We start from the raw sequence: 15,096 nt of genomic DNA, 5'->3' as shown, positions 1-15,096 counted from the left end.
GAAAATAAATAAAAAGTTCATTGTTTCCATGTGCCTAAAAATTAGTAGAGAAAGAAGGATAAGTTGTGCAGTTAAAATTTAATCAAGAAAATGAGTATTGTACTGGCTGCAAAGCATGTCAACAAGCATGTAAGGATGAACATTCGTTGCAAGTAGGAATTAATTTAAGACGAGTAATCAGTGAAGAGGTCATAGATCATAATCAAAATATAAAAGTAAATTATAGAAGTACTAGTTGTAATCATTGCAATAAACCGATGTGCATAGAAATATGCCCAGTTAATGCAATAATAAAAAGAGTTAAAGATGGAGTAGTTATAATAAATGAGGAAAAATGTATTGGTTGTGGTGCATGTGCAAATGCATGTCCGTATAAATCTATACAAATGCAACAACAAACTCGAAAAGCTATAAAATGTGATATGTGTATAGTATTACTTAATGAAGGTAAAAATCCAATATGCATAGATGCATGCCCATTGCATCTATTAAGCATAAAAAGTGTAGATTAATAAGGCATATGAAATTATTATTTTTTTGACTGTGTCTAAGACATAATTAAAAAATATGATCATAAGCTGAATTACCTTAGTATGGAAAGCATGTCTTTAATAATTCTTTGAACTATTGTATACTTTTAAGTGAAAATATAAAATATGTTAATTTGAATAATTTAGAAATATGCTCTAAAAGGGGAATGAAGTATGAACATATCAGAAGTGAAAGTTAAGTTGCTTGGAAGTGATATATTAAGCATTATCAATGAATTTGTTAAAATTGATGGATTGACATTAAAAAGTATAAAGATAAATAATTCATTGATTGTAGAAGGAAATTTTAAAAGTGGAATTAGTATAGATTTCCTTGTTAAGGCAGAATTAATAGATTGTATTAATAACAAAATTCATCTTAGAATATCTAAAGTTAAAATATTAAATCTTGGTATGTTAAGAATGTTTAGAAGTTTTGTATTGAAGAAATTAGCTAAAGCGATTAATGAGTATTATATTGAAAGTAATAAAGATAATGTAATTATCGATGTGAAAAAGATACTTCAAAATGTTCCTTTTGTCGATATAAATATTAATGATATGTTCATGAAGAGAGATGAATTGTGGGTAGAAGTTGGAGATGTTAATATTTCTATTGCTGGAGAACTAATAAAAACAGTTGAAACGGATACAATAGAAGAACAAGAGAAAAGTGAAAATGATATATTGAATCTCGAATCAATAGCTAAAATAGAAGATAATTATTCCAAGGGAAGAAAGATTTTAGAAGATAAATTACCTACTAACGTAAAAAAATATAAAGATTATATATTTGTATTACCAGATATAGTTTCTTTAATATATAGATTGCTTAAGGATAAGAGAGTTTCAATAAAAACTAAGTTGATAATGTCAGCATCTATAGCTTATATAACAGTACCAACAAATCTAATACCAAACAGAATACCATTTATAGGTGTTATTGATGATGTTGGAGTTATATTTTTTACATTAAATAAGATACTTAATGATGTACCAATTTCTATAATAGTTGAAAATTGGACAGGGAAAAATGATATTTTTGTAGTAATAAAAAATGGAATTGAATATTTAAGTAACTTTACTAAAGCTCAAAATGTACAAAGGCTGTATGAGGTAATAGAAGAATTATCAACGTTATAGAAAGGAAAAAACATGGCGAAAAAAGTTTATGCAATTCAATCAGGATTTGATTTTAAGAATAATAAAAAAATAGAAAATATAATAGTTAATACATGGGCAGAATGCTTATTATATGTTAAGGGAGTAAAGGGAGCTAAATATAAAAGCTTTGAAAGTATGAATGATGCCAATGCATATCTAAATGAAGGAAATAGAATGCTTAAGAAGAGTGATGAAAATTATCCAAAGGACTGTCTTCATGCTTATGTTGATGGTAGTTATAATTCTTCAGATGAAAGATATTCATATGGAGTAGTATGTGTTAAAAATAATGTGGTGGAATATATAGAAAGTAATGATGACAAGGACACTTCAGAAAAAAACATAAGACAAATAGCAGGTGAACTTAAAGGCGCTATAAGAGCAGTTGAATATGGATTAAAACATGGAGAAAAGAAAATTGTTCTGTTTCATGATTATGAAGGTATAGCACATCATGCAACTGGAGCATGGGATAGAAAAGAAACATCATCAATGAATTATTATAATAAAATGCAGCAGCTTATGAATTCAGGAATTGAAGTTGTTTTTGTTAAGGTGGATAGCCATACTGGAGATTTGTTTAATGAGCTAGTTGATGAAAAATGTAAGGAATGCTTAGGTATATCTTCTGATAAGATTGTTGAAAAGTGGTTAAGTTCTAATATTATAGAAGTTTTAGATAATGAAGTGAAAAATCAAATATTAAGCCTTGCACCCAATTCATCAAATAATATAATAATCAGTGGACAAGAAAGAATATTACCTGAGAGTGTTGAAGAAACTAAAAATGAAAATATTATATTGGAAAAAGGTAAAGGTAATGAATTAGATTTTGAAGAAATTGAAGACTTATATAAATATAATCAAAAAGAAGGAAGAAAAAGAATATCAAAATTATTGAGTAAGGAAAAAGAAAAATTTATTTTATATTTATTGGATAAAAAATAAATTATATGGGCAAATTTTACTTGGATAACTTTTTCATTAATGCATAACCTACTTATATAAAATAATTTAAGGCATATTAAAAAATGATAAGTCAAAAACTGATGAATAATTCGAAATAATATACAAAGAAATCTAATTTTAATTATAGAATATCATCAGTGAATTTTGTGGATTTAATATAATCTAATAAGTATAGTTATATTGACTCTTTATTTTGGAGATATGCTTAATTTAAGGAGGTATTAAATTATGGGAAGATTTACAAGAGGAATGGTGATGGGATTTATGGTAGGTGCAGCAGCTGAAATGATGATGATGCCTTACCAAAATAGGAAAACAAAAAAAAACATGAAAAGAGCAGGTAGAAGAATAAGAAATATAGCCGAGGCTACTATGGATGGAATGCATGATTGGAGAGATTGATATTAAGATATTTTAGAACAATCATGTGAAATTAAAAATATATATTAAAACTACTATTAAAGAGGTTGTCGCAAAAGATTTTAATCCGCTAATCCGACAGTCTCTTTTTTATTTAGAAATTATAAAGAAAATACATAAGACTTATTTAAGGTATTATAAAGAAAAATGGATAATAAAATTAAATTATATAAATTTTAGCAAAAAACTTATATTTTTATGCAGTTTTTTATAAATTTATGTTATAATTAAAAAAAATATAATCAAGTAATTAAATAATTTGTTGAATAGAGAAGGATTGAAGAAATGGAAATTCTATCATTGGGGGAAAAAATAAAAAGAAGAAGAAAACAATTAAATATGACTTTAAAAGATTTAGCTAAAGACAGAATAACTCCAGGACAAATAAGTTTGGTTGAGTCTGGGCGTTCAAATCCATCAGTTGATTTATTAGAATATCTGGCTGCAAGTTTAAATACAACTGTTGAATATTTAATGGAATCAGAAGAGAGCCAAGCTGAAAAGATTAGTATTTATTATGAACAAGTAGGAGAATCATGTATATTGCAAGGCGATTGTGAAAAAGGACAACGATATATTGATAATGCTTTGTACTATTCAGAAAAATATAATTTAGAATATAGGAAAGCAAAAATATTTTACATAACAGCTGAAGCATATATGTATAAAAGGGATTTTCCTATGGCTCAAAAGTTCTTTCTATCTTCAAATGTAATTTTTGTTAGGAACAATAATTACGAAGAAATAATAAAAACTTTCCTAAACTTAGCCAATATAGCGTTAGAGCTTAGAGCATACCATTCTTCTAGCAGCTATTTGAAACAAGCTGAAAAAGTGTATTTAGATAATGAAATCGTAGATGACTTTTTACTTGGAGAAATACATTATAATATGGCTAGAACATATTATAATGTAGAAGAATTGCAATTGGCTTTAGAATATTCATATTTGGCAAAACGGAGATTTGAACAAATATATAATGATGATGATTATGCTAAAAACTTATTTTCTTTGGCAGAAGATTTCAATAAAAAAGGTGATTTAACAAATGCTATAAAATACTCAAAGAAGACATTGGAAGTTTATAAAAAAATAAAATATAACAAGAGTATAGTTAATATAGAGCATAATTTAGGAAAGTTATTTTATGAATTAGATAATATAGATGAATCATTTAAGCATTATGAGATATCTAGAAATGTAAGTATTCAAAATCATGTTGGGCAGATAAATGATATATTAATAGATATCTGTCAAAATTATTTAAAATTAAAAAATATTGAGCAATGTGAAAAAATATTAAATGATATTGAACATAACCTTGAAGAAAATGATATTGATAGAAAAATTAAGTGTCAGCTTGTTAAATATACAATGTTTAATATTAATGATAAAAAAGATGAAGCAGAAAATGTATTAATAGATACATATATATTTGCAAAAGATAATGGGAAATTAGCTAAGGCAGGGGAATTAGCCATGAAAGTAGGTAAAAGTTTCATGGATAAAAAAGATGAAAAAGAGGCCTCATATTATTTAAATGAGGGCATAAAGTTATTTAATGAAGCAGAATCAAAACTAAAAGTAAATGGGTGATATATGTGGAAATACTATCTACTGGAGAAAAAATAAAAAGGGCTAGAATATTTAAAGGAATCACATTAAAAGAATTATGTGAAGATAAAATATCAATCGCTAAAATGAGTTGTATAGAAAATGGAAAAGCTAAAGCGGACAAGGAGTTACTTCAATATATAGCAGAAAAAATAGAAATGGATTTAGATTATTTAATTGAAGATGTTTATGAACAGATATTGAATAATTTAAAAACGATAAAAAAGAATATTTCAAGTGATGCAGATTCGGAAGATAAATTAAAAGATAATTTGGGATATGCACTTAAGTATAAGTACTATGATTTAGCATTTGAATTAATACATATATTATTTTCTTATTATGTAGAAGAAAATAAAGTGGAAAATATTCAGTTAATAGTATCACAATATTATGATTTATATCAAAGAAATAATACAGAAGAAAATACAGCTATATATTTTAAAGATATGGCCAGATATCTTTCGCAAAATGAAGAATACATTGAGGCAATATCTTATTATGGTAAGTTGCGTGAAATGCTTCTTCAACGAAAAGAAGGATTTGATAAAGGCGAATATTGTTTAATAGGTTATAATGAAGCTATTTGTTATCAGAATTTAAATAAATTTCAAGACGCATATGATATATTAACAGAAGTTATAGAATATGTAGATAATTTAAGAACAGATGAGAGCAAAGGTAAGATATATCATATTTATGCTACAGCATGTATTAAATTACAGAAAAGATGTATAGATGAGTATAAGAAAAAGGCATTTGAATATCAAAAGTATAATCCAATTTCATTAGCATTATCTAGAGGGGATTATGGAAAGTACTATTTTGAAGTGGGAGAAAAGGAAAAAGCCATAGAAGAAATAGAAAAAGGTATAGAAATATTTCCAGATGATAATAAAGAAAAGAATGTTGAATTTTTAAATGATTGTACTAAAATATTAGTTGATAATTTTCAATATGAAATTGCATATAGAATCACAGAACAAGCATTGAATATGGCAATTACAACAGATAATATAAAGCTTATTGAAAAATCTTACTATTTAAAAGGTATTATTCTTCAAAAAATGGACAAACATATAGAAGCAGAAAAGTACATGAACCTATCTTTAGATTCATTGCTTAAGTTTGGATCAAGAGAAGAAAGAAAAATTAGATACATAGATATGGCAAAGCTATATCATGAGTTAGGTGCTGTTACAGATTCACTGAAATATTTTAATTTAGCATTAACAGTAGATAAGAGGATTTAACACTACAATCTTAGTATTGAAAAATCTTAAAGGTTTATAATAACAATGAGAGTTAGATTTATATTTAATTTATACAATTACTAAAAATTAGTAAAAAAGATAGCAGCCTAAACTATATTTAGTTTAGGCTGTTATTAATATTATTACAACATATTTTAAGTTATAACTTTAAAGATTAATTCATTAGATTATTAATATTTATTTATTATCAAAAAAGATTATAATAAAAAAGATAAATTTTTTTAAAATAAACTTTGACTTTCCTTGACCTTGGTATTATTATATATTTAGAGAGAAAAATATAATAATAAAAATAACGATTAAGAAATTTAGTAGTAAGAAAAATTAATATGGTTAATTTATTCTAGAGCGATTAATTATATTAAGAATACAAGGAGGAAGAAATATGAACGTTGATAAAATGACATTAAGGGTACAACAAGCACTAAATGATGCAAATGTTACAGCTGTTAAATTTAATCATCAACAAATCGATTTAATCCATCTTTTTTCTGCTCTTGTAGAACAAGATGATGGATTAGTGCCTAATATTTTCACTAAAATGGGAATACCAATAAAGAGTTTAAAGGGTTCAGTAAATAAAATACTTGATTCAATGCCAAAAGTTTTGGGTGAAGGAGCTCAAAATGTATATATAACAAGGAGAATTGAAGAAGTTTTAATTAAAGCTGAAGAGATTTCAAAAAAATTTGAAGATTCATATATAAGTGTTGAGCATTTGATGTTGGCTATTATTGAAGTTGATAATAATGGAGAAGTCTCTAAGATATTAAAACAATACAATATTACTAAAGACGGGTTCTTAAAAGTCCTTTCTGAAGTAAGGGGAAGCCAAAAAGTTGATAGTCAAGATCCTGAGGGAACATATGATGCTCTTGCTAAATATGGTACTAATTTAGTTGATCTTGCTAAAAAGCATAAACTTGACCCTGTTATTGGCAGGGATGAGGAAATACGAAGAACAATAAGAATTCTTTCAAGAAGAACAAAAAATAATCCAGTTCTTATTGGAGAACCTGGTGTTGGTAAAACAGCTATTATTGAAGGTTTGGCAGAAAGAATTGTTAGAGGAGATGTTCCAGAAGGTTTAAAAGATAAAATCATATTTTCATTAGACATGGGATCATTAATTGCCGGTGCTAAATATAGAGGTGAATTTGAAGAAAGACTAAAAGCTGTATTAAAAGAAGTTCAAAGCAGTGAAGGAAGAATTTTATTATTCATTGATGAAATTCATACTATAGTTGGAGCAGGTAAAACTGATGGAGCTATGGATGCAGGAAACTTAATTAAACCACTTCTTGCAAGGGGCGAACTTCATTGTATAGGTGCTACAACTTTCGATGAATATAGACAATATATTGAAAAAGACAAAGCATTAGAAAGAAGGTTCCAACCAGTAATTATTGATGAACCAAGTGTTGAAGACACAATAGCAATTTTAAGAGGATTAAAGGAAAGGTTTGAAATTCATCATGGAATTAGAATTCATGATTCAGCAATAGTAGCTGCTGCAAAACTTTCTGATAGATATATTCAAGATAGATATATGCCAGATAAAGCAATTGATTTAATTGATGAAGCTGGTGCTATGATAAGAACAGAAATTGATTCTCTTCCAACCGAATTAGATGTTATAAGAAGAAATATATTTAAATTGGAAATTGAAAAAGAAGCTTTATCAAAGGAAAAAGATGAAGGATCAATAAAAAGATTGCAGGATTTAGAAAAAGAACTTGCTGAATTAAAAGAAAAAAATGATGAAATGACTGCAAAATATACTAAGGAAAAAGAACATATAACAGCTATAAAAACTTTAAAGAGCCAGTTAGATGAGGCAAGAGGAGAAATAGAATTAGCTCAAAGAAACTTTGATTACAATAAGGTAGCAGAGATTCAATATAGTAAAATTCCAGCTTTAGAGGAAGAAATTAAACAAAAGGAACTTGAAGCAAAAGAAAATTATGAGGGAGCCTTATTAAAGGAAGAGGTTACTGAAGAAGAGGTATCGCAAGTTCTTTCAAAATGGACTGGAATTCCAGTGAACAATTTACTTGAGGGAGAAAGAGAAAAACTTTTAAGATTAGAAAATGAAATGAGTAAGAGAGTAATAGGTCAAGGTGAAGCTATTGAATCTGTAACTAATGCTATTTTAAGAGCAAGAGCAGGACTTAAAGATATAAATAGACCAATAGGTTCATTTATATTCTTAGGACCTACAGGAGTTGGTAAAACAGAATTAGCTAAGACTTTAGCTAGAAATCTATTTGATTCTGAAGATAACATCATTCGTATAGATATGTCAGAATATATGGAGAAACATTCAGTATCTAGATTAGTTGGAGCACCTCCAGGATATGTAGGATATGATGAAGGTGGTCAGTTAACAGAAGCTGTTAGAAGAAATCCATATAGTGTTATTCTTTTTGATGAGATTGAAAAGGCACATGAAGATGTATTTAATATATTCCTTCAAATTTTAGATGATGGTAGATTAACTGATAATAAAGGAAAGACAGTAGATTTTAAAAACACAATTATAATAATGACTTCAAACATTGGTAGTGAATATTTATTAGAAAATAAAAATGAAGATCATGTTGAAGAAGATATAAAATCAAAAGTAATGAGTGTTTTGAAATCAAGATTTAAACCTGAGTTCTTAAATAGGGTTGATGATATAATAATGTTTAAACCATTATCAGAAGAAGGCATCAAGAAGATTATAGATATATTCTTAGGAGAAGTATCAAGAAGATTGAGTGATAAGAATATTGAAATAGAGATTACTGATAAAGCTAAAACAATAATGGCAAGAGAAGGTTATGATGTAGTTTATGGAGCAAGACCATTAAAGAGATATATTCAAAATACCTTAGAGAATAGACTTGCAAGAATGATAATAAAAGGTGAATTGAATTATGGATCAAAGGTTAGAATTGATGGTAACAATGAAGAAATATTAATAAATGCAATTTAGTAGGATAAATATTTGAAAAAGATATTTTTTTGAATGTTCCTAAAGAAGTCTGTTTAAAATAGCAGACTTCTTTAATTATTAAATAGTAAATATTTTTGAATTATTATAAAATAAAAGGAGATAGCTTCGAAGAAAGTTATCTCCCTTTTTAGGTACATCTCTAGAGAAATATTATTTTATGCCAGATTCGTATTGTTGTACCATTCGTTTAACCATTTCTCCACCAACGCTACCGCATTGTCTTGAAGAAAGATTTCCGTTATAATCAGAAAATTGAACTCCCATTTCACTTGCTACTTCGTTCTTGAATTTTGATAAACCGTTCTTTGCTTCAGGTACTAATAATTGTGAATTTGCCATAACATAATCCTCCTTTGAAATATAAATTTTTCCTTGCTAAGCATTTCTTTTTGCTTTGCAGTAATATTATATGGAAAAGAAAAATTTATAATCTATGTAATGGGAGGGATATGAGTAATAAATAATTATATTAGGCAAAAAATACAACATAATAATAAATAATTAGTATAAGTTTTCTCTAATATCTGAATAAGAAGGAATACTAAATAATCCTTGTGCAGATCTTATTCCTCTTAAGATAGCTTTTTCCATAACATTAGCTGCGAGCATTCCAACTGTTGTAACATCCGCTTTAATCTTATTTGTAGCCATGGTAAATATTGTATCACCATCAAACATTGTATGTGCTGGTCTCATAGTTCTACCATAACCGTTATGAGCCATTGAAGCTACTTTGTTAGTTTCTGCTTTTGTGAAATCTGCATTTGTTACTATAATTCCTATTGTTGTATTTCCTTTAAACGGATTTTTAGGATTTTCTAAGTTATCTAATATAATTTTTTCTGTATTAAGAAATTTATTGTTCTTACGATCATAAGCACCTGCTATTATATCAAGATTAGATGGATCAATAACGTCACCTAAACAATTAACAGCTACAATTGCACCAACTTCTAGGTCACCAACTTTAACAGCATATGTTCCAAGTCCACCTTTCATAGCATAATTAGTACCTAAGAATTTACCAACAGTTGCACCATAACCAGCACCTATGTTTCCATTGATATCATCTTTATAAACTTCTGAATTTTTACATGCTTCAATGCCCATTGATTTATCTGGTCGTATTCTAGGATCACCAAAAGCTAAATCAAATAGAACAGCTTGACATACGATAGGAACTTTAGTAACTGTTACATCGAAACCGATATTTTTGTTTTCTAAGTATTCCATAACTCCACCAGAAGCATCTAAACCAAATGCACTACCACCAGATAATACTACTGCATTAATCTTATTAACCATTTCCATTGGATTAAGTAAATCAGTTTCTCGAGTTCCAGGTGAACCACCACGTACATCTACTCCGCCAGTTGCACCTTGTTCACATATAACAACAGAACAACCAGTTCCACCATTAATATTTTGGGAATGCCCAAGTTTTATACCATCTATATCACAAAATTTGATTTCTTTCAAAAAAAACACTCCTTCTATTTTTTATAAGGCACATGAAAATAAATAATGGGTACAAGTTTTATTATGTCTATTTTTCATCATGTAAGGATGCAAATTGTCATCATAGCGTGTTTATTATGTCAATTTAGCGGTTTAGGATGATGGAAAATAATCTTACAATGAATTTATTGTTTATTTAATTGTGCCTAATATAATACGCAAATGACCAATGATAATAAACTATATTTTAAAATCATTGGTCATTTGAATAAGGCACATTCAAAAAAATAACAAGCCCATCTGCCAAGCCTATTTTTCATCATGCTACGTTAGCAGATTACTTTAATAGCCAGATATGAGACAAATCCCCTTCATTGCCTGATAAAAAATAATCATGACATTTTGGACTTGTTATTTTCTTTCATGTGCCTAATACAAATATATTAAAAGTCTAATTAAAATTTCTATTTTTTAATCTTTAATACAGTAATTATAACAGGAATTGAAATAACAGCACTTACTATTGCTTCTGGTATTCCATTAGTAGCACCAATCATGCCAATAGTAGCTCCAGCAACAGCTCTATTTATTCCAATAGCAGCAGAATATTTATCTACATAAATTAAATAAGTTAAGCCTAAAACTCCTATTGTATTTGTTAAAGTAGCACATATTGCTGCTATACCAATACTTATACTTTGCTTATGTATTTTATTTCTAAAAAAAACATAAACATAGTATGCTATAATAGCGATTAGAATTCTAGGAACTAAGGCTATTATAGGATTCCAAAAGATAAATGAAGTTGGAAGTGGTGTTGTAAAAGCTTGATACATTGAAAATAAACCAAAAACTAGTCCAACTAAAGCTCCTACAATAGGACCTTCAACAATAGCCCCTATAATAACTGGAATATGCATAATAGTAGCTTTTACAGGTGGAATAGGAATAAATCCGAGACCTGTTAAGCCTAAGAAAATTGAAATAGCAGATAACATGCCAATCATCGTGATTTGTCTAACAGATAATCTTTGCTTTGTATTAGTTCTTTCCATTAAGTACCTCCGTTCTTATTCCTTAATTATGGATATAATTCGGAAAAACCGATATATAATATATGAATTTCCGTTCAGTTTCTAAAGAAGAATACCGACAATAGTATTTTATCACTTTATCAAAAATATTCAATAAAGTTATATAAAATTCATAAATTTAAAAATATATTTGAATTTGTTATATCCTTTCAAGCGTTTTAAATAAACTAATATTAATGATAAAGGTCTTGTAAATGTTGATAGTTCATTATAAACTTTTTAAGTAAAGGATATTGTAAGTAATAATAGTATATATTTATAACATGATTGTCAGTAAGGCGTATTCAAATAAATAATGAGGTGAAGTGTAATAATGAGTACAATTGCAGGAAAAGGCTGTCCGAGAATTATACCGGATGAAGAAAAAAAGCCACTAAAAGATATTGAAAGAAGTATTGTTAAAACTTATAGAAAACACATTTGGTCAAAGTTTGTTAAAGCTGTTAAGGATTATAAGTTAATTGAAGAAGGAGACAAAATAGCAGTAGGAATATCAGGGGGTAAGGATAGTATCCTTATGGCAAAATTATTTCAAGAATTGCAAAGGCATGGTCAAGTTAAATTTGAAGTAGTATTTTTAGCAATGGATCCAGGATATCATCCAGATATCAAGAAGCTTTTACTAGAAAACTGTGAATATCTAAATATTCCAATCCATATGTATGAATCAGGAATTTTTGAAGTTGTAGATAGAATGGCTAAGGATTATCCATGTTACTTATGTGCAAGAATGAGAAGAGGTTCTCTTTATGCAAAAGCACAAGAATTTGGATGTAATAAATTAGCTATAGGGCATCACTATAATGATGTTATTGAAACTACAATGCTTAATTTACTATATTCAGGTAATTTCAAAACAATGCTGCCAAAGTTAAAGTCGAAGAACTTTGAAAATTTAGAATTAATAAGACCTATGTATTACATAGAAGAAGATTATATAAAGAGATTTATAAAAAATAGTGGAATATGGCCATTAAACTGTGCATGCATGGTTGCAGCTGAAAAAATAGGCAATAAGAGATATGAAATAAAGGATTTAATTAAGCAATTAAAAGAAAATTTTGATGGAGTAGACAAATCTATATTTAGAGCAGCAGAAAATGTTAGTATGGATGGTATTTTAGGTTGGCAAAAGGGAAAAGAAAAATATTCATTTTTAGATTCTTATGATGAAGAATAATTCGAATGAATTTAGAAGAAAAAGGTAATATTACAAAAATAATGAAAACTATTTATTAATTTGGGAATGTATGTTATATTATGTTTAGATGTAATATAATATAAGCAAAAAATAATACATAATTTGGTAAAATATTAAATGGAAAATACTTTTGAATTGTAAGATTATAATATATAGTAATAAGTATAAATATTATATCAAGTGTAGATAAAAGGAAGATTAAGAATGACAGATAATTCGATAAAAACTATGGATCCTAATATATTATTAAGTATAATAAATACTAAATTAAGGGATCAATATTCCTCATTGGATATTTTATGTGAAGAACTAATGATAACAAAAGATGAAGTTATAAAAAAACTTAATGATATTGGATATAATTATAATCAAAGCGAAAATCAATTTAAATAATCTTCAATTTTGATAAAATTTCTTAGGAGGGGTTAAATATGAAGCTAAAAAAGACAGGAAAAATAGTTACAATTTTAGTAGCAACAACTGCGTTAATAGCATCATTAGTAAAAGATAAGAAAATTAAAGAGGTTAATGAAGATAAGTAATCAAAATTAAAGTAATTTGTGAAGGATTGTAATATTATGAATAGGGCAGAATTTAAATTGAATCATGAGGAAGTAATACATTCTTCATATATTAATGGAATTACAATGATGTGGAATCCATTGGAATCACAATTAATGATAGAAGATAAAATACTCGATGTTTTAAAAGACTATGATGTGAAAAATCAAAGCGTAAATAAATTTATTAAATTTGTTCATAGTGATGATAAAAGGAATATGATGAACTTTTTTAGTATGAATTTAGAAAGTATTTATAAAAAAAAAGAAGAATTACATCAAAGATATAGGTTAAAAATTAATAAAGACTTAGTTGAGCTGATATTTATAGGAAAAGTTATTAAAAATGACTTTAAATATTATTTAATTGGAACAAATTATTTATTAAAGGATATAGATAATAATTGCAATACAATAAAATCACTTGACCATAGATTAGATTTAAATACTGACCTTGATAAAATTACAGGTTTACCTAGTTCATATTCATTTAAAAATAGCGTTTCTAAATTTTTAAAGGATGCATTTTATAAAAATATAAGAACTACGATGTTTGTAGTTGATTTAGATAATTTTAAATTTGTAAATGATTCATATAATCATGATTTTGGAGATTTACTTTTGAATGAAGTTGCTAAAAGTATAATAGCATTAGATATCAAAGATTTGATAATATCTAGGTATAGCGGAAATACATTTTTATTATTCAAACCCAATATAATTAGTATAGATGATGTAGTACAATTATCTAATAAATTAATTAAATGTTTCAATATGCCTAATATAGTAAATGGAAGGGAAATTTATTTAACTGCAAGTATTGGAGTAGCATTATCTCCAGATCATGGAATAGATTATAATACATTATTAAAAAATGCCGATGCAGCAATGTATAAAGCCAAAAAGAACGGAAAGAATGAATTTAATTTATTTGATGATAGTATTTCAGTTGAGTTTAGAAGAACATATAGTTTACAAAAGGGATTAAGAACTGCTTTAGAAAACAATGAATTTTATGTTGTTTTTCAACCTAAAGTGTCTTTAGATAATTCTCTAGTTAATGGATTTGAGGCTTTGGCAAGATGGAATAGCAAGGAATTCGGATTAGTCAGTCCAGGAGAGTTTATACCAATTGCAGAAAGCTCAAAGATGATAATTCCTATTGGGAATTTTGTATTAGAGGAAGTGTTTAAAAAGACTAAGTGTCTTTTGAATGAAGGAAATGATAATTTTAAAATTGCAGTTAATTTATCAGAGATGCAATTAAGAGAAGATATTGTATTATCTGAATTTAAAAGATTAATAAAAAAATATAATATTTCACCAAGATATATTGAAGTAGAAATAACAGAAAGTATGTTAATGAAATCTTTTGATAAAAATGTTAAAATTCTTAAAGATATTAAAGACTTAGGAATAAGCATAGCATTGGATGACTTTGGAACTGGATATTCATCTTTAAATTATTTGACTAAATTACCAATAGATGTTTTGAAAATAGACAGAAGTTTTGTAATTGATTTGGTAAGTAATCCAAAGAGTAAATGTATTGTAGAAAATATAATCAATTTATCTCATCAACTCGGAATAAAAGTAGTTGCAGAAGGTGTCGAAGATGGATTTCAAGTCGAATATTTAAAGACAATTTTATGCGATATTGTTCAAGGATATTATTTTAGTAAGCCTAGAATGTTCAATGATATAGTAAATATAGTTGGAAAAGAGATTTAAGGCACATGAAAATAAGTAACAAGTTCAATTTGCCTGAAAGAAAAATTAGAATAATAAACTTATTAATAAATAATTGACAA

General features: G+C 27.0%; 13 protein-coding genes. 10 read left to right on the top strand and 3 right to left on the bottom strand.

All coding sequences use genetic code 11. The annotated features are described in order from the left end of the window. The first annotated feature begins 65 nt into the window (after positions 1 to 65). The 7 genes from CLSA_RS19370 to clpB all read left to right on the top strand — a co-directional run bounded on the left by CLSA_RS19370 (position 66) and on the right by clpB (position 8,951). On the top strand, positions 66 to 512 hold the full coding sequence (locus tag CLSA_RS19370) for a 4Fe-4S dicluster domain-containing protein (RefSeq protein WP_022749498.1): 447 nt from the start codon (positions 66 to 68) through the stop codon (positions 510 to 512). Between the two features lie 192 nt (positions 513 to 704). Then, positions 705 to 1,673 carry a YkvA family protein gene (locus CLSA_RS19365; RefSeq protein ID WP_022749494.1) on the top strand — a complete coding sequence of 323 codons (969 nt, stop codon included), beginning with the start codon at positions 705 to 707 and terminating at the stop codon, positions 1,671 to 1,673. A gap of 12 nt (positions 1,674 to 1,685) precedes the next feature. Further along, positions 1,686 to 2,642, top strand: coding sequence for a ribonuclease H family protein (locus tag CLSA_RS19360; RefSeq protein WP_022749489.1), 957 nt, complete (start codon positions 1,686 to 1,688; stop codon positions 2,640 to 2,642). 249 nt (positions 2,643 to 2,891) lie between these two features. Then, complete coding sequence (locus CLSA_RS22990; RefSeq protein WP_022749486.1) at positions 2,892 to 3,065, top strand: hypothetical protein; 174 nt, start codon at positions 2,892 to 2,894, stop codon at positions 3,063 to 3,065. 303 nt (positions 3,066 to 3,368) lie between these two features. After that, on the top strand, positions 3,369 to 4,679 hold the full coding sequence (locus CLSA_RS19355) for a helix-turn-helix transcriptional regulator (RefSeq protein WP_022749485.1): 1,311 nt from the start codon (positions 3,369 to 3,371) through the stop codon (positions 4,677 to 4,679). Between the two features lie 5 nt (positions 4,680 to 4,684). Next, positions 4,685 to 5,950: a helix-turn-helix domain-containing protein gene (locus tag CLSA_RS19350; RefSeq protein ID WP_022749481.1), complete on the top strand. Its 1,266-nt coding sequence runs from the start codon at positions 4,685 to 4,687 to the stop codon at positions 5,948 to 5,950. 406 nt (positions 5,951 to 6,356) lie between these two features. Beyond that, positions 6,357 to 8,951: an ATP-dependent chaperone ClpB gene (gene clpB, locus CLSA_RS19345; protein ID WP_022749477.1), complete on the top strand. Its 2,595-nt coding sequence runs from the start codon at positions 6,357 to 6,359 to the stop codon at positions 8,949 to 8,951. A gap of 171 nt (positions 8,952 to 9,122) precedes the next feature. On the opposite strand, the gene CLSA_RS19340 is transcribed toward clpB, so the two are convergent. From CLSA_RS19340 to CLSA_RS19330, 3 genes are all read right to left on the bottom strand, one after another. Next, positions 9,123 to 9,311, bottom strand: a complete 189-nt coding sequence (locus CLSA_RS19340; RefSeq protein ID WP_022749473.1) for an alpha/beta-type small acid-soluble spore protein — start codon at positions 9,309 to 9,311, stop codon at positions 9,123 to 9,125. Positions 9,312 to 9,473: 162 nt separating this feature from the next. After that, positions 9,474 to 10,451, bottom strand: coding sequence for a P1 family peptidase (locus CLSA_RS19335; protein ID WP_022749468.1), 978 nt, complete (start codon positions 10,449 to 10,451; stop codon positions 9,474 to 9,476). Between the two features lie 443 nt (positions 10,452 to 10,894). After that, complete coding sequence (locus tag CLSA_RS19330) at positions 10,895 to 11,485, bottom strand: ECF transporter S component (protein ID WP_022749464.1); 591 nt, start codon at positions 11,483 to 11,485, stop codon at positions 10,895 to 10,897. Between the two features lie 352 nt (positions 11,486 to 11,837). On the opposite strand from CLSA_RS19330, the gene CLSA_RS19325 reads away from it, so the two are divergent. From CLSA_RS19325 to CLSA_RS19315, 3 genes are all read left to right on the top strand, one after another. Further along, positions 11,838 to 12,704 (top strand): tRNA 2-thiocytidine biosynthesis TtcA family protein, encoded by an 867-nt coding sequence (locus tag CLSA_RS19325; RefSeq protein WP_022749460.1) that lies wholly within the window; start codon positions 11,838 to 11,840, stop codon positions 12,702 to 12,704. A gap of 225 nt (positions 12,705 to 12,929) precedes the next feature. Next, positions 12,930 to 13,118, top strand: a complete 189-nt coding sequence (locus CLSA_RS19320; RefSeq protein ID WP_022749457.1) for a DUF4250 domain-containing protein — start codon at positions 12,930 to 12,932, stop codon at positions 13,116 to 13,118. Positions 13,119 to 13,303: 185 nt separating this feature from the next. Next, on the top strand, positions 13,304 to 15,016 hold the full coding sequence (locus CLSA_RS19315; RefSeq protein WP_022749453.1) for a putative bifunctional diguanylate cyclase/phosphodiesterase: 1,713 nt from the start codon (positions 13,304 to 13,306) through the stop codon (positions 15,014 to 15,016). Positions 15,017 to 15,096: the final 80 nt, after the last annotated feature.

Origin of the sequence: Clostridium saccharobutylicum DSM 13864 (assembly GCF_000473995.1) — a bacterium.
Taxonomy (GTDB): domain Bacteria; phylum Bacillota; class Clostridia; order Clostridiales; family Clostridiaceae; genus Clostridium; species Clostridium saccharobutylicum.
This window is presented reverse-complemented; position numbering and strand designations above follow the sequence as displayed.

Coding starts and splice junctions, on each gene's coding strand:
- CLSA_RS19365 (WP_022749494.1), top strand. CDS start 705: ATGAACATATCAGAAGTGAAAGTTAAGTTGCTTGGAAGTGATATATTA.
- CLSA_RS19360 (WP_022749489.1), top strand. CDS start 1,686: ATGGCGAAAAAAGTTTATGCAATTCAATCAGGATTTGATTTTAAGAAT.
- CLSA_RS22990 (WP_022749486.1), top strand. CDS start 2,892: ATGGGAAGATTTACAAGAGGAATGGTGATGGGATTTATGGTAGGTGCA.
- CLSA_RS19355 (WP_022749485.1), top strand. CDS start 3,369: ATGGAAATTCTATCATTGGGGGAAAAAATAAAAAGAAGAAGAAAACAA.
- clpB (WP_022749477.1), top strand. CDS start 6,357: ATGAACGTTGATAAAATGACATTAAGGGTACAACAAGCACTAAATGAT.
- CLSA_RS19340 (WP_022749473.1), bottom strand. CDS start 9,311: ATGGCAAATTCACAATTATTAGTACCTGAAGCAAAGAACGGTTTATCA.
- CLSA_RS19330 (WP_022749464.1), bottom strand. CDS start 11,485: ATGGAAAGAACTAATACAAAGCAAAGATTATCTGTTAGACAAATCACG.
- CLSA_RS19325 (WP_022749460.1), top strand. CDS start 11,838: ATGAGTACAATTGCAGGAAAAGGCTGTCCGAGAATTATACCGGATGAA.
- CLSA_RS19320 (WP_022749457.1), top strand. CDS start 12,930: ATGACAGATAATTCGATAAAAACTATGGATCCTAATATATTATTAAGT.
- CLSA_RS19315 (WP_022749453.1), top strand. CDS start 13,304: ATGAATAGGGCAGAATTTAAATTGAATCATGAGGAAGTAATACATTCT.